This window comes from Pseudomonas sp. BT-42-2 (assembly GCF_025847435.2).
Lineage (GTDB): Bacteria > Pseudomonadota > Gammaproteobacteria > Pseudomonadales > Pseudomonadaceae > Aquipseudomonas > Aquipseudomonas urmiensis.
Genome location: NZ_JAOYTM010000016.1, coordinates 15,831 through 37,656 on the forward strand (window position 1 = coordinate 15,831; position 21,826 = coordinate 37,656).

General features: G+C 62.2%; 21 protein-coding genes. 13 read left to right on the forward strand and 8 right to left on the reverse strand.

Annotation, left to right across the window (positions count from 1 at the left end; all coding sequences use genetic code 11):
- Positions 1 to 155 precede the first annotated feature (155 nt).
- From OIU19_RS19570 to OIU19_RS19580, 3 genes are all read left to right on the forward strand, one after another.
- The gene (locus OIU19_RS19570; RefSeq protein WP_264236409.1) at positions 156 to 1,061 is read left to right on the forward strand and encodes an alpha/beta fold hydrolase; all 906 of its coding nucleotides are present in this window, start codon (positions 156 to 158) and stop codon (positions 1,059 to 1,061) included.
- A 133-nt stretch (positions 1,062 to 1,194) separates the two neighbouring features.
- A complete protein-coding gene (locus tag OIU19_RS19575) occupies positions 1,195 to 2,109 on the forward strand; it encodes an SDR family oxidoreductase (RefSeq protein ID WP_264236410.1) in 915 nt (304 codons plus the stop codon).
- 372 nt (positions 2,110 to 2,481) lie between these two features.
- Positions 2,482 to 5,658 (forward strand): hypothetical protein, encoded by a 3,177-nt coding sequence (locus OIU19_RS19580; protein ID WP_264236411.1) that lies wholly within the window; start codon positions 2,482 to 2,484, stop codon positions 5,656 to 5,658.
- A gap of 6 nt (positions 5,659 to 5,664) precedes the next feature.
- Here the strand turns inward: OIU19_RS19580 and OIU19_RS19585 are convergent, their stop codons facing one another.
- A complete protein-coding gene (locus OIU19_RS19585; RefSeq protein WP_264236412.1) occupies positions 5,665 to 6,441 on the reverse strand; it encodes an IclR family transcriptional regulator in 777 nt (258 codons plus the stop codon).
- Between the two features lie 184 nt (positions 6,442 to 6,625).
- Here OIU19_RS19585 and hmgA point away from each other — a divergent pair, with 184 nt between their 5' ends.
- From hmgA to maiA, 3 genes are read left to right on the forward strand one after another with little or no spacing between them, the layout of a single operon-like run.
- Positions 6,626 to 7,927, forward strand: a complete 1,302-nt coding sequence (gene hmgA / locus OIU19_RS19590) for a homogentisate 1,2-dioxygenase (RefSeq protein ID WP_264236413.1) — start codon at positions 6,626 to 6,628, stop codon at positions 7,925 to 7,927.
- A 3-nt stretch (positions 7,928 to 7,930) separates the two neighbouring features.
- Positions 7,931 to 9,223: a fumarylacetoacetase gene (gene fahA / locus OIU19_RS19595; RefSeq protein ID WP_264236415.1), complete on the forward strand. Its 1,293-nt coding sequence runs from the start codon at positions 7,931 to 7,933 to the stop codon at positions 9,221 to 9,223.
- 12 nt (positions 9,224 to 9,235) lie between these two features.
- Positions 9,236 to 9,868, forward strand: coding sequence for a maleylacetoacetate isomerase (maiA, locus tag OIU19_RS19600; protein WP_264236416.1), 633 nt, complete (start codon positions 9,236 to 9,238; stop codon positions 9,866 to 9,868).
- On the opposite strand, the gene OIU19_RS19605 is transcribed toward maiA, so the two are convergent.
- On the reverse strand, positions 9,862 to 10,668 hold the full coding sequence (locus tag OIU19_RS19605; protein WP_264236417.1) for a SirB1 family protein: 807 nt from the start codon (positions 10,666 to 10,668) through the stop codon (positions 9,862 to 9,864). The two genes, maiA and OIU19_RS19605, sit on opposite strands and share 7 nt — an antisense overlap.
- A gap of 123 nt (positions 10,669 to 10,791) precedes the next feature.
- Here OIU19_RS19605 and OIU19_RS19610 point away from each other — a divergent pair, with 123 nt between their 5' ends.
- Positions 10,792 to 11,811 carry a Glu/Leu/Phe/Val dehydrogenase dimerization domain-containing protein gene (locus tag OIU19_RS19610; protein WP_264236418.1) on the forward strand — a complete coding sequence of 340 codons (1,020 nt, stop codon included), beginning with the start codon at positions 10,792 to 10,794 and terminating at the stop codon, positions 11,809 to 11,811.
- A 132-nt stretch (positions 11,812 to 11,943) separates the two neighbouring features.
- Here the strand turns inward: OIU19_RS19610 and OIU19_RS19615 are convergent, their stop codons facing one another.
- A complete protein-coding gene (locus tag OIU19_RS19615; protein WP_264236419.1) occupies positions 11,944 to 12,207 on the reverse strand; it encodes a YebG family protein in 264 nt (87 codons plus the stop codon).
- Between the two features lie 243 nt (positions 12,208 to 12,450).
- Between OIU19_RS19615 and OIU19_RS19620 the strand changes: the two genes are divergently transcribed.
- Positions 12,451 to 12,921: a phosphate-starvation-inducible protein PsiE gene (locus OIU19_RS19620; protein WP_186553783.1), complete on the forward strand. Its 471-nt coding sequence runs from the start codon at positions 12,451 to 12,453 to the stop codon at positions 12,919 to 12,921.
- A 3-nt stretch (positions 12,922 to 12,924) separates the two neighbouring features.
- Here the strand turns inward: OIU19_RS19620 and OIU19_RS19625 are convergent, their stop codons facing one another.
- From OIU19_RS19625 to OIU19_RS19645, 5 genes are all read right to left on the reverse strand, one after another.
- Positions 12,925 to 13,221, reverse strand: coding sequence for a DUF3509 domain-containing protein (locus tag OIU19_RS19625; protein WP_264236420.1), 297 nt, complete (start codon positions 13,219 to 13,221; stop codon positions 12,925 to 12,927).
- Between the two features lie 136 nt (positions 13,222 to 13,357).
- Complete coding sequence (locus tag OIU19_RS19630; RefSeq protein ID WP_264236421.1) at positions 13,358 to 13,705, reverse strand: HPF/RaiA family ribosome-associated protein; 348 nt, start codon at positions 13,703 to 13,705, stop codon at positions 13,358 to 13,360.
- Positions 13,706 to 13,873: 168 nt separating this feature from the next.
- On the reverse strand, positions 13,874 to 16,201 hold the full coding sequence (fecA, locus tag OIU19_RS19635; RefSeq protein WP_264236422.1) for a TonB-dependent Fe(3+) dicitrate receptor FecA: 2,328 nt from the start codon (positions 16,199 to 16,201) through the stop codon (positions 13,874 to 13,876).
- 239 nt (positions 16,202 to 16,440) lie between these two features.
- On the reverse strand, positions 16,441 to 17,370 hold the full coding sequence (locus tag OIU19_RS19640; protein ID WP_264236423.1) for a FecR domain-containing protein: 930 nt from the start codon (positions 17,368 to 17,370) through the stop codon (positions 16,441 to 16,443).
- Positions 17,367 to 17,861, reverse strand: a complete 495-nt coding sequence (locus OIU19_RS19645; protein ID WP_264236424.1) for a sigma-70 family RNA polymerase sigma factor — start codon at positions 17,859 to 17,861, stop codon at positions 17,367 to 17,369. The genes OIU19_RS19640 and OIU19_RS19645 overlap by 4 nt, the downstream gene beginning before the upstream one ends.
- A 179-nt stretch (positions 17,862 to 18,040) precedes the next feature.
- On the opposite strand from OIU19_RS19645, the gene OIU19_RS19650 reads away from it, so the two are divergent.
- Genes OIU19_RS19650 through OIU19_RS19670 form a run of 5 tightly spaced genes read left to right on the forward strand, consistent with a single transcriptional unit; the run spans position 18,041 to position 21,803 of the window.
- Entirely contained in the window at positions 18,041 to 18,346 is a 306-nt protein-coding gene (locus tag OIU19_RS19650) for a DUF3649 domain-containing protein (protein WP_264236425.1), read from the forward strand.
- Entirely contained in the window at positions 18,343 to 19,923 is a 1,581-nt protein-coding gene (locus OIU19_RS19655) for a PepSY domain-containing protein (RefSeq protein WP_264236426.1), read from the forward strand. Before OIU19_RS19650 ends, OIU19_RS19655 begins: the two co-directional genes overlap by 4 nt.
- Positions 19,917 to 20,243, forward strand: coding sequence for a DUF3325 domain-containing protein (locus tag OIU19_RS19660; RefSeq protein ID WP_264236427.1), 327 nt, complete (start codon positions 19,917 to 19,919; stop codon positions 20,241 to 20,243). The genes OIU19_RS19655 and OIU19_RS19660 overlap by 7 nt, the downstream gene beginning before the upstream one ends.
- Before the next feature lie 4 nt (positions 20,244 to 20,247).
- Positions 20,248 to 20,820, forward strand: coding sequence for an RNA polymerase sigma factor (locus OIU19_RS19665; protein WP_264236428.1), 573 nt, complete (start codon positions 20,248 to 20,250; stop codon positions 20,818 to 20,820).
- Positions 20,820 to 21,803 (forward strand): FecR family protein, encoded by a 984-nt coding sequence (locus OIU19_RS19670; RefSeq protein WP_264236429.1) that lies wholly within the window; start codon positions 20,820 to 20,822, stop codon positions 21,801 to 21,803. Before OIU19_RS19665 ends, OIU19_RS19670 begins: the two co-directional genes overlap by 1 nt.
- Positions 21,804 to 21,826 lie beyond the last annotated feature (23 nt).

Genomic DNA, 21,826 nt, shown 5'->3' on the forward strand with positions numbered 1-21,826 from the left:
CATCAAGCTGGCTGCCAAGGTAAGTTCCGCCACTGCTCGCGCTGACTAGACTGTGCCTCGACGCGACATAGAGAGCACATGTAAGTGCCGAGGTGACATGCAATGACCGCAGCCTTGCCGTATTCCTTCACCCCCTACCTCCCGGGACCACTGTGATGCCTTTGGCCGAAATTCCATTGTGCGTCTGGCGAACCCGGGGTCAGAGTTTCTCATTCCGGGGCCAGAGCATCCGCTACTGGACAGCAGGGCAAGGAGAGCCACTGCTACTACTCCACGGTTTTCCTACCGCCAGTTGGGACTGGCACTACTTGTGGGCGCCCCTTGCGCAGCGTTTTCGCGTTATCGCCTGCGACATGATCGGCTTCGGCGATTCCGCCAAGCCCCTGGGGCACAGCTACAGCCTGATGGAGCAGGCTGATCTGCAATTGGCGTTGCTGGCTCATTTGAAGATCGATCAGCCTGTGCATCTGCTGGCCCACGACTACGGTGGCAGCGTGGCCCAGGAGCTGCTCGCGCGCCATCATGAAGGGCGTGCCGAGATCGCCAGCTGTGTGTTCCTCAACAGCGCCTTGTTCCCCGAGCGCTGCCCGTTGCTGCTGGTGCAGAAGCTGCTGCTCAGCCCCCTGGGGTGGCTGGTGGGGCGCTCGTTTGGCCGCGACGATCTGGTGCGCAATGTCACCCAGGTGTATGGCCCTTGCACCCACCCTAGCGAGAGCGCACTGGATGACAGTTGGAGCCTGATCGTTTCCAACCGAGGCACGCGGATCCTGCACAAGTTGATGAGCTTCGTCCCGGAACGGCGCTTTTACCGCGAGCGCTGGGTGGGGGCGCTGCAACATGACGGGGTGCCGCTGCGCTTTATCAACGGTGCCGTCGATCCGTTGTCCGGCGCGCACATGGTCGAGGCTTACCGCCAGCAGGTCCCCGATCCGGACACCGTGCTGCTGCAGGGCATAGGCCACTATCCGCATATCGAAGCACCGGTACAGGTGCTGCGCCACTACCTGGCCTTTCGTGAGCAGCCGATGAGCTATCTGCCGCAGAAGGTCGCCTGGTCGTAGCGCCAGCGTGCAGGCCGGTGGCAACCATCGGCCTGTCTTATCGCTCATCATTCAGCCCCAGTGCGCTTGATTGTTCCGGGCACTTGGCTGGCCGACACTGCCTTAAATCCAATCACCCTGTGGAGCCATGAGCATGAGCGAGCCCGTACGTCTGCAAGATCGAGTGGTGATCGTCACAGGGGCCGGTGGCGGTCTGGGCCGGGCCCATGCCCTGTTGTTCGCCGCGCACGGCGCCAAGGTGGTGGTCAATGACCTGGGCGGCAGCACCCATGGCGAAGGCGCCAGTGCCTCGGCGGCTGATCGGGTGGTCGAGGAGATTCGCGCCGCCGGTGGCACTGCGGTGGCCAACCACGATTCGGTCACCGATGGCGGGCGCATCGTCGAGCAGGCCCTGGACAGCTTTGGCCGGATCGATGTGCTGGTGAACAACGCCGGCATCTTGCGCGACAAGACCTTCCACAAAATGGACGACGCCGACTGGGACCAGGTCTATCGGATTCATGTCGAAGGCGCCTACAAGGTCACTCACGCCGCCTGGCCGCATATGCGCGAGCAAAACTGGGGGCGAGTGATATTTACAGCTTCGACCTCGGGCATCTATGGCAATTTTGGCCAAGCTAACTACGGCATGGCCAAGCTCGGTCTGTATGGCCTGACCCGAACGTTGGCCATCGAAGGGCGCAAGCACGGCATCCTGGTCAATGCCATCGCCCCTACCGGTGGTACCCGGATGACCGAAGGGCTGATTCCCCAGCAGGTGTTCGAGCGCTTGAAGCCCGAACTGATCAGCCCGCTGGTGGTGTACCTGGGCAGCGAGCACTGCCAGGACAGTGGCCAACTGTACGAAGTAGGTGGTGGCTGGATAGGCAAGCTGCGTTGGGAGCGCAGTGTGGGCGTAGGGTTCGATCCGCGTGAAGGCTTCACTCCCGAACAGGTCGCCGATCACTGGGCGCAGATTGGTGATTTCGAAGGCGCGCTGCATCCCGAAGACAGCTTGCAGGCGTTGCAGCAAATGATGGCCAATCTGCAAAAATATCCGCTGAGTTGAACAGCAGATTCTTGCAGGCATAAAAAAGGCCGCTGCAAGCGCAGCGGCCAATCGAGACGTTAGATCAAGGAGCTTCAAAATCAACGTCGGTGAACCTGGGGTGGCGCGAAAGGCGGGGGGGAGGGCCCTTCGCGCTAACCAGTGAGATAAGAATAAGCGCTTGATCCTGTGGGAAAAATAGTCGCTTCTGACATTCTCTATTACATCATGGGTGATAATCGCGCGGCTCTGGGTCGCGATTATCCAACAGTGCTTCAACCGCAGGCGCGTATCGCGCAGACGCCTATTCCTGGATCCAGGAAGGGTTTCCCCTTTCTGTGTCGTACAGCTCGAAAAGCAGACTGCAACTCCACACAACCTTCGGAGTTCGCCATGCTTTCCGATACTTTGTTTCCAGACCTGTCGTTCCTGAAAACAGCTACTTCTCCTACCTCATACGAAGAAATGTTGGCGCAGGTGTCGTTGCTTGCTGTCGCCATTCAGGGGCAGCTTGCAGATGCACCGCGTTTTGCCGCAGAGCCGCAGGCTGAATCTACGGAGCCCGCGCTGCTTACGGTTGAGCAATTCGACGAGCGTTGGGGGGAGTGGCGAGACGCCAATGACCAGTGGTGGCAGGAGCAAGCGCATTTTTCCTCAGGCCGTCTGCGTAACCAGTTGAGGGACTTGTTCGAACTGGAAGTGGCCATACTGGCAATAACTGAGCCGTCGATCCGGGAGCGGATGGAAGCGCTGTGGAGTGTGCAGGCGGATATCGACCTTGGTCAGGTCATTGCCGAGGCGGGCGAGATCAAGGTGCGTTTGCCGGGTTGCTTCGTTTATACCGCTGATTTCGACGTTGCCAGTCACGGTGGTGAAGATTTCCTCGTGTATGGCCTGGGTTGGGGGGCCTGGTTCAGTGCTGAGCCGGTAACGCTCGCGGCTCGGGTGCAGCAAGCCCTGCTGGCGGGCGAGCCATGGACGCTGACGATCCCGGCTGCGCTACGCACTGCTGTACGGGAGGGCGCCGCGCTGGAGTTGAGCTTCGAGGAGGTTGATTACTCGGTATCGCGCAGAATGCTCGAAGACCTGCAGGACTTGCAGATTCAGCTACTGGGCGAGGTATCCCGGCACCCCTCCAACGATCAGCTGTCGCTCAGCAGGCTAAACGCCGCTATTCGTCTGGATAGCTGGGTTAGCCAGGTACAGGACCGCGTGGCCAGCTATCTCAAAGCCTACCGACTCAGCACCCAGGTGCAGTGGGTGACTGAGCTTGAAGGTGACGAGCTGGCTCACTATGCGGCGCTGGAGCAAGCCAAAATCGATGCACAGACAACGTTCGACGACCATTTGGGCAGTCTTGCGGACTATCGGACGTTTGCCGCAGCGCGGATCAGGGCATGGCTGGAGGCAAATGCCGACGGCCTGCGGATCGCCCCGGAAAAAACCCAACTGACAATTCATCGACTCTTCAGCAACGCCCGAGGACAGCGTAAATCCACGGTGCTGGACTGGGTTATCAGTGGCGGCTATGAAGGCTATGACCTGTTCGTCGAGCCTTCGGCCCCGGATCTGGAAGAGGTTTTAACCCATGCTGTGCTGCAGAGAATGATCAATCAACTCAATCTGCGCGAGAGCTACTACCGCGAAGTCAGCGCGGCTTATCAGGATGCACAAACCCAGGCGCTGCTAGGTGAGCTTATCCGCGCCGAGATGCTGTTTGCGGCATTGGCTGCGTTGCACGCTGAGGTGTTGCCTGCGCCGACCCACGCCAACCTCATCGCCCTGCTCGAGGATGATCAGCCCACGGCTGAGCTGCAGGTGCACCGGCTGCAACTGCGCGAGCACTATTTAGATGGCGTAGTTGCCTTTGCCACTGACGAGTCCTTCATTCTTTATGCCCCAGGCTCGCCAGGCGGTCACTTCCAGCGCTTCGCCAATGAGCGGGAGCTGGTCGAGGCGGTCTTCGAGATGCTCAATAACCCTGTTGGCATTGCCTACCTGCTGGAGCGTATACCTGTGCAGCACCGGCAACCGGTGCAAGAATTTGTCCATCGGGTAGAACCCATCACCTGGCGTCCGACTATCATCGGCCTGCAGCCACACGACGGTGGTTTGCGCCAGGTGCTGCTTGAGGGGCGGCTCTCGGTCCATCGCAGCAATCGGCTTCAGGCAACACCTCAATGGTATCTCAAGGCGAGCCAGGAAGACCGACAGCACTTGGACTTCCTGGACAATCAACTGGCTGCCCTGGAGGCGGATTACATCGCCAGTAATGGCATGCAGACGCTGTTGGATTTTGCCCATGATCAAGCCTCTGACCGGATCAATGGGTATCCCGGCAACAGCGGGTTCTGGATTGATCCCGACACGGTCAGGGTCGAGTCATCCGAGGGCGCGCTGAGCTTCACCCAATGGATGGCGTGGGGGTATCCGACAGGCTTCAATTTCGCAGGGTTTTCCACCCTCAGCTCGACCCGCGGACAAGACCTCTCGCACCTGAACCTGTCCTTGTTGGCCAGTGCCATCCGTGGCTTCAGCAGCCAGGTACGGGAGCAATACAGCACACGTCTGGAAAACCGCTACCTGGCCGATGACCGCCCCCAACGCGAGCGTCAGCACAGGTTGCATGGGTTGGTGATGAACGTGAAGCTGCGCCGCGATTTCTTGGCGGCAAGTCTACAGGGCTACCTTAATGACACCGACGCAAGCTGGTTGAAAGAACTCGCTCAGACGCCGGTTGAGATAGACATTCTGGATAACGTCCGGCTAGGCAGGTTGGCCTTCCACCGTGGTGAATACCGATTGGTCGACGGCTGCTATCTGTTAGAAAAAACGGCAGGTGAGCGATTCGTTTACCTCAGTGACCCGGCCAATGGTCAAACTGTACGCACGTTCATGGACATTGCCTCAAGCTGGTACAGGGAAAATCTCGGCCCATACTTTACCAGCCGGGTTATTCACTCCGATAAAGCTGCCATGAGGGCGCTGGATAGCGATCGCTGGGAAAACGGTGAACAAGTGGTGCTCGATACGCTACCCCAGCTGGTCGACTGGATCGATAGCTGGGAAAAGGATCACCAAAGGCGTGTCGAGCATCTGCTTGCCGATGCGCGGTCGCAGACCACCAGCGTGGGTGACCGTGTTTTTGAAACGCTCGACCTGATCGGCAGCAAAGTGGCGAGTGCCTTGACCCTCGGTTTTCCGCCAATCGCTGCTGTTATCAACCTGATTCAGGCAGTCAGGGACTTCTCCAAGAGTTACACCAGTTGGTGGGATGGGGAAAAGCTGACCAGTGCGTTTTACTTCATCCTAGGGATTACTGGCGTCGCGTCGGCGACGGGCGTCACGAGCCTAGTTAGCGCTGGCCTTGCCGCCGCTTGGAGCAAGTTGCGCCCGGGTCCATCGGGACCTGCAGCCGAGTTGCTGAAGGCGTGGTTCAAAGAGCTCGCGTCTCCATACGGTCTCAAGACTGCGAGTGCCGCTAGCAGCCTCTTCACTGATGAGTTTATCGACTTTATCAAGCCGATATTCGCTGAAAATGAACCACCGTCGGTGTTGTCGTCCAAGTAAATCCGCCTAGCGCTGATAACCCATCCGCCTGCTGACTGCCTCCACGGCAGCCAGCAGGCGCTGTGCCGCAGGGCCCTGCTCATCGGCGTGGAAGATCGAAGTCGGGCCGACCACAGTCATCACCGCAGCGATCTGGCCCATGGCGTTGAACACCGGCGCTGACAGGGCATCCACCCCCGGCATCAGCAAGCCGTGCACATGGTGCAGGCCACGCTCGCGTATCCCCTCCAGCAGGGGGGCATAATCACTGGCGCTCTGCTTGAGCATCGCCAGTTCCCGCTCCAGCAAATCCTGCGTCTCGCGCGCCGGCAGATGAGCGGCGAATACCAGCCCGGTCGATGAACTGAGCAGCGGCAGCACCGAGCCGATCTGGGTCACCACGGTTACCGCGCGCACCGCCGGCTCGATACTGACCACCGTTGCCCCCTGATTACCCCACACCGCGATGAAGCAGCTCTCATTGAGCTCGTCGCGCAATTGCGACAGCGGCAGTGCGGCCACCTTGAGCACATCGATGCTGCCCAGCGCCGCCATCCCCACGCGTAGTGCTTCACGTCCCAGCCCATAGTGGTTGGTGCTTGGGTCCTGCTCGGCAAAGCCGCTGGAGATCAGCGCCTGCAAGTAGCGATGGACCTTGCTGGCAGGCATCTGCACGTGTTCGGCCAGGCGCGACAGCGAGGTCGAGGGCGACAGTTCGGCGAGCGCCTTGAGAATGTCGGTACCGACTTCCGCCGAGCGGACCTTCTGCTTGCCGGTGTCGGCAGGGTTGCGGGCGGTGGTCATGGGGCTGGGCATCCGGGGAAGACTGAGGGCGTCTTTATAGCTTGACGCCTTGATCCAATCAAATTACGTTATTCGTAATCTGATTACGATAAAAACAATGCAGACGCGCTACCGGTGCTTGCCGCATGGGCAATTGAGCTGGCAGCAGCTGCCAGCATGGCTCGCTTCGAGCCCGGAGGCATCGATGACTCGCGACACGTCCCCCGCAATCGACTACCTGAGCGGCTTCGGCAACGAATTCGCCAGCGAGGCGCTGCCTGGCGCTTTGCCGGTCGGGCAGAACTCGCCGCAAAAAGCGCCCTATGGCCTGTACGCCGAGCTGTTGTCGGGCACCGCGTTCACCATGACCCGCAGCGAGCTGCGCCGCACCTGGCTGTACCGCATTCGTCCATCGGCGCTGCACCCGCGCTTCGAGCGCCTGGAACGCCAGCCGCTGGCAGGCTCACTTGGCGCGATCACGCCTAACCGCCTGCGCTGGAGCCCGCAGCCGATTCCCGGCGAGCCGACCGATTTCATCGAGGGCTGGCTGCCGATGGTGGCTAACTCGGCGACCGATAAACCTGCGGGCGTGAGCATCTACATCTACCGCGCCAATCGTTCGATGGAGCGGGTGTTCTTCAACGCCGATGGCGAGCTGCTGCTGGTGCCCGAGCAGGGCCGCCTGCGTATCGCCACTGAATTGGGCGTGATGGAAATCGAACCGCTGGAAATCGCGGTAATCCCGCGGGGCATGAAGTTTCGCGTCGAACTGCTCGATGGCCAAGCGCGTGGCTACATCGCCGAGAACCACGGCGCACCGCTACGCCTGCCCGACCTCGGCCCGATTGGCAGCAACGGCCTGGCCAACCCGCGTGACTTCCTCAGCCCGGTGGCACACTACGAAGAGACCAGCGGCCCGGTGCAGCTGGTACAGAAGTTCCTCGGCGAACACTGGGCCTGCGAGCTGCAGCACTCGCCGCTGGACGTGGTCGCCTGGCATGGCAGCAACGTGCCGTACAAGTACGACCTGCGCCGTTTCAACACCATCGGCACGGTCAGCTTCGATCATCCAGACCCTTCGATCTTCACGGTATTGACCTCGCCGACCAGCGTTCACGGTCTAGCCAACATGGACTTCGTGATTTTCCCACCGCGCTGGATGGTGGCCGAGAACACCTTCCGTCCACCTTGGTTCCACCGCAACCTGATGAACGAGTTCATGGGCCTGATCCAGGGTGCCTACGATGCCAAGGCCGAAGGCTTCCTGCCCGGCGGCGCCTCGCTGCATGGGGTGATGAGCGCCCACGGCCCGGACGCCGAGACCTGCAGCAAAGCCATCAGCGCCGAGTTTGCGCCGCAGAAAATCGACAACACCATGGCCTTCATGTTCGAGACCAGCCAAGTGCTGCGCCCGAGCCAGCAAGCCCTTGAATGCCCGCAATTGCAGGCCGACTACGATAGTTGCTGGGCCACCTTGCCGAGCACCTTCAACCCGAACCGGAGATAACCCATGAACCAGACCGCCATCGCCCGTAGCTGGGTCGAGCACGCCAACGGCCATCGCGATTTCCCTCTGCAAAACCTGCCGCTGGGCATCTTCAGCCGCCCGGGTGAAGCCTTGCGCTGCGGCGTGGCCATTGGTGAGGCGATTCTCGACCTGGACGCGGTGCTCGCTGCCGGACTGTTCGAGGGTCCGGCCAAGCAAGCGGCACAGGCGACCCAGGGGGGGGCGCTGAATGCCTACTTCGCCCTCGGCCGTAGCGCCCGGGTAGCCTTGCGTGAGCGTCTGCTGGCGCTGCTCGGCGAGCACAGCGAACACCAGGCTGCGCTCACGTCGGCGCTGTATCCAGCTAGCGAGTGCCAGCTGCACCTGCCGGCCAAGGTCGGCGACTACACCGATTTCTACGTCGGCATCGAGCACGCCAAGAACGTCGGCAAGCTGTTCCGCCCCGACAACCCACTGTTGCCTAACTACAAGTACGTCCCCATCGGTTATCACGGCCGCGCATCGACCCTGCGCCCCTCGGGTACCGAGGTGCGCCGGCCCAAGGGCCAGACCCTGCCAGCCGGCCAGACTGAGCCAGTGTTCGGTCCTTGTGCACGCCTGGACTACGAGCTGGAACTGGGCATCTGGATCGGCCAGGGCAACCCGATGGGCGAGGCGATCGCCATCGGCGATGCCGCCGAGCACGTGGCGGGCTACTGCCTGCTCAACGACTGGTCGGCGCGCGATATCCAGGCCTGGGAATACCAGCCGCTGGGACCATTCCTGTCCAAGAGCTTCATCACCAGCCTGTCGCCTTGGGTGGTTACTGCCGAAGCCTTGGAGCCGTTCCGCTGCGCCCAGCCGGCACGCCCTGAAGGCGATCCGCAGCCGCTGTCGTACCTGCTGGATAAACGCGACCAGGCCAATGGCGCCTTCGACATCGAACTGGAAGTGCTGCTGATCACCGAACGCATGCGCGAGCAAGGCTTGCCGGCGCATCGCCTGACCCTGAGCAACACCCGCAGCATGTACTGGACCGTGGCGCAGATGGTCGCGCACCACAGCGTCAACGGCTGCCAGTTGCAGCCGGGTGACCTGTTCGGCTCGGGCACCCTGTCCGGTGCCCAGCCAGGCTCGTTCGGCAGCCTGCTGGAGATCACCGAAGGCGGCAAGCAGCCAATCGAATTGGCCAGCGGCGAGGTGCGCAAGTTCCTCGAAGATGGTGACGAGATCATCCTGCGTGCGCGCTGCAGCAAGGATGGCGTGGCCAGCATCGGCTTCGGCGAATGCCGCGGCAAGGTCGTCGCGGCCAACTAAGAGGGTAGGGTGATGGAGCTGTTCACTTACTTCCGTTCCACCTCTTCCTACCGGGTGCGCATCGCCCTGGCACTCAAGGGTCTGGATTACCAGGCCCTGCCGGTCAACCTGCTCAAGGGCGAGCACCGCGCGGATGATTATCTGGCGGTGAATCCTCAAGGGCGAGTGCCGGCGCTACGTACTGACAGTGGTGAGGTGCTGGTCCAGTCACCAGCGATCATCGAGTACCTGGAAGAGGTCTATCCGCAGCCGGCGCTGTTGCCCGCCGCGCCTGAAGCGCGGGCCAAGGTGCGCGGGGTGGCGGCGTTGATTGGCTGCGATATTCACCCGCTGCACAACGTCAGTGTGCTCAACCAGCTGCGTCAGTTGGGCCATGACGAAGGGCAGGTCAATCAGTGGATTGGCCACTGGATTGGCCAGGGTTTGGCGGCTGTGGAACAGTTGATCGGAGATAACGGCTTCTGCTTCGGCCAGACGCCGGGGTTGGCCGATCTCTACCTGATACCGCAGCTGTACGCGGCCGAGCGGTTCAATGTCGAGCTCACTGGATACCCGCGAATTCGCCGGGTAGCGGCGCTGGCCCAGCAGCATCCGGCCTTCGTCCAGGCGCATCCCGCCCAGCAGCCAGACACCCCGGCTCAGTGAATCGACGGGTTGCTGGCGGGTAGATGGCCCAGCCGCTCGCTCAGTTTTACCCGCTGCACGGGGTCGTCGGTCAGCAGCAGGGCATGCTCCAGGTCGAAGCGTTCGGCCTGCGGGCAATCCAGGCGCTGATACAGCGTTGCCCGCGCCAGGTAGTCGCTGACTAGCACCGGCCCCAACTGCATCACCCGCTCGGCATCGATCAGTGCCGCCAGGTCGTTGTCGTTGCTGATGTGCAACTGGCGCAGGTTACGCGACAGCCGTTGCAGCATCTGCCTGGGGCTGGCCACTTGCATGTGGTCGGCGCTCAGCGCGACTTGCGGGCCGAACTGACGGGCCAGCAGCTGGCGGCATTCAGCCGGATACAGACGCCTTCCGCCACACGGGTCGAGCAAGTGGTCGGCGCCGGGTACTCGCAGCAGGAAATGACCGGGGAAGTTCACCCCCTCCAGTGGGATCGACAAACGCCTGGCCAGCTCCAGGGCCAGGATCGCCAGCACCAGCGGTTGGCCACGGCGGCGCAGCAAGACCTTGTCCATTAATGCCGCATGCGGTCGCAGCGGGTGGTATTCGTCCTGGGCAAAGCCCAAGGCAGTGAGCTGGCGCAGCAGCGGTTGCGCCAGTTCGCTGACTGGCAGCATCGGCAGACTGGCATTGATCTCCCGTTGCAGGTCATTGAGCCGGGCAAGGCTGTCCGCGGGCTCGACGCTGCGGTCGTGCTCGGCGGCAATCCATAACGAGGCTTCCAGCAGGGCGACCGGCTCGCGTTCCAGGCAGGCCAGGCAGGCTTGGCGTGGCTTCATGAAAATCTCCCAACACGCTTAACTATTAGCTCTGGCGCGCGGTTTCGTCCAGTGGTCCGGCTGCGATACATGGGCTTGCGGGCTGCCTATACTGTGTGGAGCACCTCTTCGGGGAGCCCGTTGATGTTCGCGCTCATGCAAAGCACCCGCACTCAGTCTCTGCACCTGTTCATTGACCCACCTACCGGCCTCAAGGCGGTGGTGGTCATCCACAGCGAGCAGCTGGGCCCGGCTTTGGGCGGCTGCCGCTACTTGCCCTACGCCGATGACGAAAGCGCCATGACCGACGCTATTCGCCTGGCCCAAGGCATGAGCTACAAAGCGGCGTTGGCGGGGCTACCGGTGGGGGGCGGTAAAGCAGTCATCGTGCGTAATCCGCATGTGGAAAACCGCGCGGCGCTGTTTGAGGCATTCGGGCGATTTGTCGACAGCTTGCAAGGGCGTTTCATTACCGCCGTCGACAGTGGTACCTCGACCCTGGACATGGACTGCATTGCCCAAACCACCCCGCATGTCACCAGCACCACTGCCTCCGGCGATCCCTCACCGCATGCCGCCATGGGCGTATTTGCCGGGATTCGCGCGACGTCGATGGCGCGTCTGGGCAGCGACAATCTCGAAGGTTTGCGGGTTGCGGTACAAGGGTTGGGCAATGTCGGTTATGCACTGGCCGAGCAGTTGCATGCGGCGGGTGCGGAATTACTGGTCAGTGATTTGGACCCTGGCAAAGTGCGCCTGGCGGTGGAGCAATTCAATGCCCATCCGGTGATCAATGACGCCTTGATCAGCACGCCCTGCGATATTTTCGCCCCTTGTGGTGTTGGCCCGGTGCTCAATGGCCAAAGCGTGATGCAGCTGCGTTGCGCAGCGGTGGCGGGGGCGGCGAACAACCAGTTGACCACCTTGCAAGTGGCCGATCAGTTGGAAAAACGCGGAATTCTGTATGCGCCTGATTATGTGATCAATGCCGGTGGCTTGATCTATGTGGCGCTGACCCATCGAGGAGTAGACCTGGGCACTATCACTGCACATCTGGCGCGCATTCCTACGCGGCTGACGGAAGTGTTTGCGCATGCCCAGGCGGAAAAGCGCTCGCCGGCGCGGGTGGCGCAGATGTTGGCGGAGCGGTTGCTTTACGGATGATCCGGGTTTGATGTGGTCCGGGCCTCTTCGCGGGCAAGCCCGCTCCCACAGGGATTGCGCTGTTCTCAGGTTAAGCGCTGTACCTGTGGGAGCGGGCTTGCCCGCGAAGAGGCCAGAACAGGCCCCCAAAACTTATTCCTCGCCACCACCCTCAAGCAACTCAGCCAACGCATCCGGCTGGCTCTTGAACGCCCGGGCAAACACATCGCGGTTCTTGGCCATGTAGATACCGGCTTCCTCGACCTGCTGTTCAGTCAACGAAGGCACCGCCTTTTGCAGCACCTCAGCCAGGCGCTCGGCGAGTTCGAGCATCTTGTCGTGACGATCGGCTTCGGCTTTATCCATGAACAAACGCTCCGGGTCGCGGCTGCTGCGGTACACCACTTCGACGGCCATTCATCACCTCTGTGCCTTTTAGCTGGTTGGATTGATCAATTACTGTATCTATATACAGTAATCGCTCTGGCCACCCCAATGCAAGCCAATAGTGGCCATTTATATCCGGGAAAAGCGTAGCCCATAGGTGCCTTGCGGCAATCGGTCGCCTTCCAAGCCAAGGGCCTGGCCCTTTAACTGCATGGCACAAGCGTCACAGGCGTGGCGCATCATCCTTCAGCTCGTATCGGGGAATCGAACATCGTGAACATCAAATGGGCAGAAAAACTGCGCAAGGGCTTGCATGGCTCGGCCGACTCGCTGGGCAACCTGTGCGTCGAGTCGTTCCACTACCTGGCGTTGTTCGGTATCGGCGGGATCACGGCCTGGGCCGCTGTGATGACCTTCCTGGACATGCTCAGCAAAGGTGGGGTCAGCGTCGATGACATCCTGCTGCTGTTCATCTACCTGGAGCTGGGGGCGATGGTAGGGATCTACTTCAAGACCAACCACATGCCCATTCGCTTTTTGCTGTACGTGGCGATTACGGCATTGACCCGCTTGCTGATCGGCGATGTGTCGCACCACAAGGCGCCGGATGTTGGCCTGTTGTACCTGTGCGGCGGCATCCTGCTGCTGGCCTTCGCGATCCTGGTGGTGCGCTATGCCTCCTACCGCTACCCGTCGAGCCGGGTGCTGGACGCCAGCGGCAAGGAAGTCGACGAGGGTCGCTAATGCTCAGTTGGCGATGTGGCTGGTGCTGAAATGCTGCTGGCCTGGGTCGCGGGTGAGGGCCGCGAGCACCTCAAGCGGGTTCTCGCCCTGTTCGATGGCAAGGCCCAGGCGGATGCTGTCGATCACCCGCTGCAAGCGCACGGGGTCGTTGCGCTGGGCTTGGCTGATCAGGCGCTTGGCGACGATGCCGCTGTCATCGGACAAGGTCAGCATGATGCTGCCATCCAGGCGTTCGATGCTCAGGTTGACCCGATAGCGTGGGGCGAAGGCGTCGCTGATTTGATCGAATGGATTGTTCATGGTCGCGCATCTGTAAGTGGCAATGCAGGGGTTGACCGACGGGCAGGCCGGATGGTTCAGGGCCGCTGATCGGGTCAAGGCAGAAAGCAAAACGCCCGGTGCAGTGCACCGGGCGTTTGTGTTCAAGCAACCTCGATCATTCCTCGGGATCATTCACTTCAAGGATCACGCGTTTGCTACGCAGTTTGCCGTAGAAGTGTTCCAGGGCGTTGTTCAGCTTGCTGGCGGCGCCATCGACTGCCTGGTCCAGCGAGGTGGCGGTATGGGTCACGGAAATCGGTTGGTGGCCTTTGGGGCGAGCCTCCATCTGGCAGCGTTTGTCATGCGGTCCGGGCTTGGCGCCGTTTTCGTCGCGCAGGTGGACCTCGATGCGGGTGAGGTCGTCCTCGTAGCGTTCGAGGGTGCTTTCAAGCGTACTGCGGACCCACTCGTTAAGCCGGATGTTGCCTTCGATATGGTTGCTGCTGTTGACCTGGATTTGCATGACTTCAATCCTTATTCAGCTTGCTCGCAAAGAGACGTGCCTAGGCCACTGAGGCCTGTGGAATTTTTTCGCCTCTTGACTCTAAGGTCAGGCATCCGCGCGGCGAATTCAACCCCCCGAGAAAGAAAAATTTCCTGTTGCAATAAATTCGAAATCATCTAGGGCCGTTCAGAACGCAACGGATGTTTGCAGGTATAAAGTTCGAGGTTCGCCGATGTACTTGCCCTTGTTGTTGTCATCGAACGAGCGGGTGTAGTACTCACGATTGAACAGGTTCTTCACCCCCACCGCGACCTTGAGGTTGGACAACTGCGGGCCGAAATCGTAGGCCGCGCGGGTGCTGACCAGCAGGTAGCCAGGAATCCGCCCGGTGCTGCCATCCGCACTCTCTTCGCCGGTGTTGGCGTTGTCGGCGTACTGGCTGCTCTGGAAGCTGCTGTCCAGGTCCAACTGCCACGGACCTTCGGTGTAGCCCACGCCCAGGGTGCCCTTGTGGCGGGACGAGAACGGCACCTGGTTACCTTTGTTCGGCCCATCTTCGCGGATAGTGGCATCGACGAAGGCGTAGCTGGCATGCACATCGAAGCCGGCCAGGGCAGGGCTCAAGCCATCCAGGGCATAACGCACGCTGGTCTCGATGCCCTGGTGACGGGTTTCGCCGCGGGCGATCACCGAGTCGTTGGTCTGGTTGCTTTCGTACTGGTTGTCGAAGTTGATCAGGAACGCGCCGATTTCTGCCTGCAAATCGCCGTTGTCGTAACGGGTGCCGACTTCCCAGGTACGCGCTTTCTCCGGTTTGACCTCACCGCTGCTGACCCGGTTGGGCATCTGGCTGTATTGCACGCTGCCGAACGAGCCTTCGGTGTTGGCGTAGAGGTTCCAGCTGTCGCTCAAGTGGTACATCACGTTAAGCGCCGGCAGGGCGGTGTTGTAGCTGCCCTGGTAGCGCTGGCCGTTGAGCTTGTTGCTCTGCTCGGAATCGATCATCTCGTAGCGCACGCCCGGGGTAATGGTCCAGCGGCCGATGTCGATGCGGTCATCGAGGTAGATGGCATGCGCTTCGGTACTGCCGCGGGTGTCGCGGTCGTTGCGACTGGCAGTGGTTGGCAGCTCGCCATTGACCGGCTCGCGGAAGCGCAGTTCGTGGCCGGCCTCGTTGATGTAACGGTAGCCAACACCCAGTTCGTGCCAGCTGTCGCCCAGCGCCAGGCCTTGCGAGAAACGCGTTTCGATACCACGCACCCAGTACTCGCGCGGCGACAGCGAGACGAAACTGCCTTGGTCCAGATAACCGCTGCGCAGGGTCTTGGTGAAGAAGCTGTTGACGCTGAACTGGCGGTCATCCTGCTTGTAGTCATAACCGACGTTGACCAGCGTGCGACGGCCCCAGAACTTGTCTTTCAAGCGGGTCGACTGATACGGGTCGGCATCGAAGTCGGCCTTGCTCAGGCCGCCAGGCATTTGCGCCTCGCCCTCGTAGTACTGGGCCATGGCGTGCAGGCTGTTGGCCTCGTCGAGCTGCAGCTTGCCCTTGAGAATCAGGTCGTCGATCTGCGTGTCGCTGTGTTCGCGCCAGTCGCCGCCACGGGTGCCGGAGTACAGCAAAGCACCGCCCAGGCCGTTGTCGTTGGTGCCACCAACCAGCAGGTTGGCGCTGTTCTTGAAGCCATCGTGGCTGGAGGAAGGGCTGATCTGGTTTTGCATGGCGGCCTTGAAGGTCGCCTGTTCAGGAATGGCGCGGGTCACGAAGTTGACGATGCCGCCGACGTTCTGCGGCCCGTAGCGCACCGCTCCGCCGCCGCGCACCACGTCTACCGCGTCCATGTTGCCCAGGCTCAGCGGGGCCAGCGACAGCTGCGGCTGGCCATAGGGCGCGAACGGCACCGGGATGCCGTCCATCAGCACGGTCGAGCGCGAGGCCAGGCGTGGGTTGAGGCCACGGATGCCGAAGTTCAGCGCCAGGTCATGGCTGCCGGTGCCGTTGTTTTCCGGGGCATTGACCCCAGGGATGCGGTTGAGCACTTCGCGCGCGCTGCTAGCGCCGCTGCGTTCGAACGCTTCGCGGCGGATCACGTCACGCGCGCCGGGGTGCTCGAAAACGTTGTCCTGCCGGGCTTCGGCCAGCCAGTCGCCGACCACGGTCGAGGCGCCCAATTCTACTGGCGCACCAGCCGCGGGGGCGGCGATGGGTTGCAGGCTGAAGGCGTTGTCAGTCTCCTGGCGGGCTTGCAGGCCGCTGCCGCGCAGCAGGGCATCGAGGCCCTGGCGCACCTCGTACTGACCGTCCAGCCCTGGGCTTTGCATGCCTTGGGTCAACTGCGAGCCGAACGAGATCAGTGCACCGCTTTCGCGGCCATACTGGTTGAGCGCATCTTCCAGCGAGCCGGCCGCGATGTGGTAGGCGCGGGCATCGGCCGCTTGGGTGGCGGGCACAGCGAGGCCAAGGGTGGTGGTGAGCAAGAGCGCCTGAACGAGAGGGCTGGGGCGAAGCAGCATGTGAGTGGTCCTTGAGAAGGGGTTCTGCCTTCTCTGTCACGCGAGCTTTGCTAAATGGCTCAGGTGATTTCGATATTTTTCAAAACCTTTTTATTTCGGTGTCTGTACTGGCCTTTTCGCGAGCAAGTCGCAGCGGCACACCGCCGATCCTACAGGGGATAGCGCTGATCTCAGGGTTGGCGCTGTACCTGTGGGAGCGGGCTTGCCCGCGAAGAGGTCGGTGCTGACAGCCGAGTGACTCAACTGGTCCGGGATTCAACCGTCACCCAGTACCGGGTAAATCGCCTCACCCGCACCGGCAGCGCCACCTCCAGCATCTGCAGAATCCGCTCGCTGTCATCCAACGGGTACGACCCTGAAATACGCAGGTCCGCGACCTGTTCGCTGCACCCCAACTGACCCTGCCGATAACGCCCCAGCTCGTCGAGAAAATCCGCCAGGCGCATCTGCGAGGCCACCAGCATGCCGTCGACCCAGGCGCCAACATTGCGCTGTAGCGGGGCGATCGCCTGCCAACCGCTGCCAGCGAACCTGGCCTGCTGTTCGGCCAGTAATGCGTGCCCGCCCACGCTCGCGCTGCCTTCGAACACCGACACCTGGCTAAAGCCATTGAACTGGCGCAGGTTGAACCGGCCCTGTTCCAGGCGCAGCACGCCTTCGGCACTGCGCAGCAGCAACGGCCGTGGATCCTTGGCCACTTGCAGTTGCAATTCACCTTCGAACAGGCGCACCAGCCGTTGTTGGCTGTCGAAGCGCACATCGGCGGCGCTGCGGGTATTGAGCTGCAGCTCGCTGCCGTCGTCGAGGGTCATGCGCCGCCGCTGCCCCACCGGGCTGCGATAATCGGCCATCAGCCCAGGCAGCGCTGTGTGCTGCTGCAGACCCAAGCCGGCGGCGCTGGCCATGCCCACCAGCAGCAGCGCCTTGAGCGCCCGGCGGCGGGCCGGGGAGGGCGGCGCCTGCAAGGTGGCGTGCACCACCGGTGAGGCGACGCCACGCAGGCGCTGGTTGACCTGTTGGATATGGCTCCAGGCACGCTGGTGCTCGCTGTCTGCGGCCAGCCAGCGCTCCAATGCCTGCTGCTGGGCAGCGTCGAACGTTTCGTCCTGGGACACGATCAGCCAGTGCACGGCCTGTTCGGCCACCTGCGCGCAGAAGGTGCTGTTCACAGGGCGAAGTAACAGCGCATGGCCGCCTTGTGCAGGTAGCGTTTGACCGTGGCCAGGGAAATGCCCAGCTCGCGTGCGATTTCGCCCTGGCTCAGGCCGTCGACCTGAGCCAGCAGGAACGCCCGCTTGACCAAGGGCGCCAGGCCGTCGAGCAAGCGGTCGAGCTCCAGCAACGTCTCGAAGATGATCGCCTTCTGCTCCTCGCACGGCGCGAACTCTTCGGGCACCTGGGCCAAGGCCTCGAGGTAGGCGCGCTCCAGTTCCTGGCGGCGAAAGTGGTTGCACAGCACGCGCTTGGCCACCGTGGTCAGAAACGCCCGCGGCTCTACCAGCTGCGGTACTTCGCGTGCCTGCAAGAGGCGGATGTAAGTGTCCTGGGCGAGGTCCGCAGCGTTTTGCGGGCAACCCAGGCGCCGCCGCAGCCAGCCGGTCAACCAACTGTGGTGGGCGTGATAAAGGCCTTCGACCGTAGAAGAGAGGGCGCTGGGCACCGTCGACACTCCGGCGCCTGATTGCGCAACTGGAAGTAAGAATTGTTCGCATTGTATTCAGGCGATCGATCTACGGCAATCCTTGCCGAGCGACCGATTTTATCAAAACGTGTCGCTTGAACTTTGCTTATGAGAATTGAAATCATTATTATTGCAGCCCCGTTTTCTCGGACCGCGTCATGAAAAGCAAAGCCGCCGGGTTGCCCCTGAGCTATCGACTGGCCGTGACTTCACGCAGCCTGGCTGCGTTGCTGGGCGGTTACGTGCTGGCGTCGATGACCAGTGTCTGCATTGCCTTGCTGGCGCCGATGGCGCAAGTGGACGCGGCCCTGACCGGCCTGTTGTCGTCGTTCGTGTTCTACCTGCTGGCCTTCATCTGGTGCTTTGCCTGTCGCAGCGCCTGGCGCGCCTGGCTTGGCGTGCTGCTGCCGAGCCTGCTGCTGGGGATGATCAATGGACTGGCCTACTGGATGAAAAACCCATGAAAGAGGGCTTCCGCCAGGCCATGGCCTGGTTGCACACCTGGACCGGCCTGATCTTCGGCTGGCTGTTGTTCGCCATCTTCCTGACCGGCACGCTGTCGTACTTCAAGGAAGAGATCAGCCACTGGGCCCAGCCTGAGATCCGCAGCCATCAGCTCGACCCGGTCGCAAGCCTGGGCTTGGCCCAGCAGTACCTGCAGAGCAACGCCGGCAACGCCAGCAGCTGGTTCATCCGCCTGCCCAATGAGCGCGAGGCGGCACTGAGCGTCAACTGGCGCGACCCCAACGCCCAAGGCCGGCGCGGCTTCACCAGCAAAGCGCTGGACGCCCACAGTGGCGAGCCGGTCGAGGCGCGTGACAGCCGCGGCGGCGAGTTCTTCTACCGTTTCCACTTCCAGCTCGAAATGCCCTACCCGTGGGGCCGCTGGCTATCGACCTTGTGCGCTTTCATCATGCTGCTTGGGCTGGTGACCGGGATCATCACCCACAAGAAGATCTTCAAGGAGTTCTTCACCTTCCGCCCGGGCAAGGGCCAGCGCTCCTGGCTGGATGGGCACAATGCAATCGGCGTGTTGGTGCTGCCCTTCCACCTGATGATCAGCTACAGCAGCCTGGTGCTGTTCATGTACATGGTGATGCCGGCTGGCATCCTTGCCAGCTACGGCGATAGCGGCGGTTATTTCAACGATCTGTTCGGCCGCGACGACCCGCCTGCAATGACTGGCGTCGCCGCGCCGATGGCGCCACTGCCCGAGCTTTATGCCAAGGTCCAGACCCTGGCCCCCGGTGCGCGCATGGGCTACATCCAGATTCAGAACCCTGGCGACAGCAGTGCCCGGGTCACCTTCACCCAGGCCGCCGCCGATCATGTGGCCTACAGACGCAGCGCCAACTGGACCTTCGATGGCGTCAGCGGCGAGCTGCTGCGCCAGGGCGCTCCGGAATCCGCTGCGATGATGACCGCCTTCAGTTTCGCTGGTTTGCACATGGGTAACTTCGCAGGCCCTTGGCTGCGCTGGCTGTATTTTGCCTTCGGCATTGCTGGCACTGCGGTGATTGGCACTGGCCTGGTGATGTGGCTGGGCAAGCGCCAGCTCAAGCATGCCAAGAGCGCCAGCCTGCCGGGTGAACTGCGCCTGGTCGAAGTGTTGAACATTGCCAGCATGAGCGGCCTGCTGCTGGGCGTGGCGGCTTTCTTCTGGGCCAACCGCCTGCTGCCGGTTGGCCTGCAGGGCCGCGCCGACTGGGAGGTCAAGGCCTTCTTCCTGGCGTGGGCAGTGTCGCTGGTGCATGCCGTGCTGCGACCCGGGCGTAAGGCCTGGGGTGAGCAACTGGCGCTGGGCGCGCTGGCATTTGCCTTGTTGCCCTTGCTCAACGCGCTGACCACTGGGCAGGGGGTGGATCAGTCGATCGCTGCCGGTGATTGGGCCATGGCAGGCTTTGACCTGACTGCGCTAGGCACCGGCCTGTTCCTCGGCTGGGTGGCGAACAAGATGCTGCGCGCGCCCAAACAGGTCGCCAAGCGCGCCCCGCGCACGGCCAAGGCCAGCGCTGAAGTGGTCGAGGTGAACGGATGCTGAGCATTGCCTTGATCGGTTTTGCCGGGTTCGCCGGCCTGTGCCTGAGCATGGAAAAACACTTCAACGAGCTGCTCAAGCGCAAGCCCAGCGGCGCACAGGTGCGGGCGCTGCGTATCGGCGGCTGGCTGCTGTTGGCGCTGTCGCTGGTGCTTGCCGTGCAACTGCGCGGTTGGGCGTTGGGTCTGGTGGAGTGGATCGCTGTGCTGATGGCTGGCGTGACCCTGTGGGTGTTCGGCTTGCCCTATCAGCCCCGTCTGCTGCTGGGCCTTGCCGCAGCAAGCGTGGTGCTTGGGCCACTGCTGGCCGTGATCGGCGTGTGAGCGCTTGAGCGAGCCGCTGGACATCAGCAAGCCTGAAGCCGACAGCGCCAGTGGCCGCGCGCGCTTCGTGCAAGTGTTCCTCGCTCAACGTGCGCGCATGGAGGCGTTGGTCAGCCGCCGCGTAGGTTGTCGTGCCACTGCGGCTGATCTGGTCCAGGAGTTGTTCCTGCGCTTCTGGCGGCGCCCCGAGGTCAAGGTCGAGGCGCTGGACACCTACCTGCTGCGCTGTGCTGGCAACCTGGCCATCGATCATCTGCGCAGTGAAGGCAGCCGCGGGCGAATCGTTGAAGGCCTGCCCGCAGTGGAGCAAGACTCACCCAGCCAAGCCATGGAGCAAGCGCTGCAAGTCGAGCATGACCTGCAACGGATCGAGGCCGCGCTGCGTGCCCTGCCGGAACGGACGCGGCAGATTTTCCTGCTCAACCGCATCCACGGTTGCACTTACGGCGAGATCGCCACGGCCATGCAACTGTCCCAGAGCGCTGTGGAAAAGCATATGATGCGCGCCCTCGAAGCGTGCAAGGCGAGTATTGCCGAGCCCGCATCCGCCATGCGCAGACCAGGGAGCGCCCGTTGATGAGCCGTACCGACCCGATCTGCGCCGAGTCTGCCCAGGCGGCCCTGAGCTGGCTGAGCCGGATCAACCAGCATCCGGCCGAGGCACAGAGTGCTGCATTCAAGCGTTGGCTGCTGGCCGACCCCGCCCATCGTCAGGCCTATGCCCAGGCTCAGGCACTGTGGCGCCTGAGTGAAGCGCCGGCGGCGAAACTGGCTGGCGAGGAGCAGGACAGCCTGCAGCGCTACCTTGATGCCATCCGCCAGCTACCAGCCCGCAACCCCTGGCGACGCCGTGCTGGCGCCTTCGCGGTTGCCGCGTGCCTGGTGTTGGCACTGGGCACCCTGGGCGGTTGGCAGCCGCAATTCTGGCTCCAGGATATGCAGGCCGACTACATCAGCGCTGGGCAGGTGCAGCAGATCACCCTGGCAGATCAGTCGCGCATGACCCTGGATGCGGGCAGCGCAGTAGCCATCGATTTTGCCCAGGGCGAGCGGCGCGTGCGGTTGTTGCGCGGTGCTGCGTTCTTTGAGGTGACCCATACCGGCCAGCCATTCCTGGTGGATGCCGGCGGTGGCCAGGTGCGGGTGCTTGGCACCCAGTTCGAGGTGCGTGAGCAGGGCGCGGGGGCGCAGGTCACGGTGCGTAGCGGGCGGGTCGCGGTAACCTCCGGGCAGGGCCAGCAGCCTCGCGAGCTAACCGCTAATCAACAACTGGCCTATGCCGATGGCGTGGCCGGGCAGGTGTTGGCGGTGGACAGTAACAGCCGCCTGGCCTGGCGCCAGGGCTGGTTGAATTATTACCAGGTGCCGTTGGCGCAGGTGATCGAGGATCTCAGCCGTTATTACCCTGGGCGGATCGTGCTGCTCGATGGCGAGCTTGGCGAGCGTAAGGTCAGTGGAAGTTTCCCGGTCGAGGAGCCGCTGCTAGCGTTGGACTCGCTGGGCAAGGTCATGGGCTTTTCACGCAGCACCTTGTTAGGGCGGTTGACCCTTTTGAAGTAGCGTAAGCGCCGACACTGACAACG

Bases quoted from the DNA above. Each gene is read 5' to 3' on its own strand.
- OIU19_RS19570 (WP_264236409.1), top strand. From the start codon at position 156: ATGCCTTTGGCCGAAATTCCATTGTGCGTCTGGCGAACCCGGGGTCAG.
- OIU19_RS19575 (WP_264236410.1), top strand. From the start codon at position 1,195: ATGAGCGAGCCCGTACGTCTGCAAGATCGAGTGGTGATCGTCACAGGG.
- OIU19_RS19580 (WP_264236411.1), top strand. From the start codon at position 2,482: ATGCTTTCCGATACTTTGTTTCCAGACCTGTCGTTCCTGAAAACAGCT.
- OIU19_RS19585 (WP_264236412.1), bottom strand. From the start codon at position 6,441: ATGACCACCGCCCGCAACCCTGCCGACACCGGCAAGCAGAAGGTCCGC.
- hmgA (WP_264236413.1), top strand. From the start codon at position 6,626: ATGACTCGCGACACGTCCCCCGCAATCGACTACCTGAGCGGCTTCGGC.
- fahA (WP_264236415.1), top strand. From the start codon at position 7,931: ATGAACCAGACCGCCATCGCCCGTAGCTGGGTCGAGCACGCCAACGGC.
- maiA (WP_264236416.1), top strand. From the start codon at position 9,236: ATGGAGCTGTTCACTTACTTCCGTTCCACCTCTTCCTACCGGGTGCGC.
- OIU19_RS19605 (WP_264236417.1), bottom strand. From the start codon at position 10,668: ATGAAGCCACGCCAAGCCTGCCTGGCCTGCCTGGAACGCGAGCCGGTC.
- OIU19_RS19610 (WP_264236418.1), top strand. From the start codon at position 10,792: ATGTTCGCGCTCATGCAAAGCACCCGCACTCAGTCTCTGCACCTGTTC.
- OIU19_RS19615 (WP_264236419.1), bottom strand. From the start codon at position 12,207: ATGGCCGTCGAAGTGGTGTACCGCAGCAGCCGCGACCCGGAGCGTTTG.
- OIU19_RS19625 (WP_264236420.1), bottom strand. From the start codon at position 13,221: ATGAACAATCCATTCGATCAAATCAGCGACGCCTTCGCCCCACGCTAT.
- OIU19_RS19630 (WP_264236421.1), bottom strand. From the start codon at position 13,705: ATGCAAATCCAGGTCAACAGCAGCAACCATATCGAAGGCAACATCCGG.
- fecA (WP_264236422.1), bottom strand. From the start codon at position 16,201: ATGCTGCTTCGCCCCAGCCCTCTCGTTCAGGCGCTCTTGCTCACCACC.
- OIU19_RS19650 (WP_264236425.1), top strand. From the start codon at position 18,041: ATGAAAAGCAAAGCCGCCGGGTTGCCCCTGAGCTATCGACTGGCCGTG.
- OIU19_RS19655 (WP_264236426.1), top strand. From the start codon at position 18,343: ATGAAAGAGGGCTTCCGCCAGGCCATGGCCTGGTTGCACACCTGGACC.
- OIU19_RS19660 (WP_264236427.1), top strand. From the start codon at position 19,917: ATGCTGAGCATTGCCTTGATCGGTTTTGCCGGGTTCGCCGGCCTGTGC.
- OIU19_RS19670 (WP_264236429.1), top strand. From the start codon at position 20,820: ATGAGCCGTACCGACCCGATCTGCGCCGAGTCTGCCCAGGCGGCCCTG.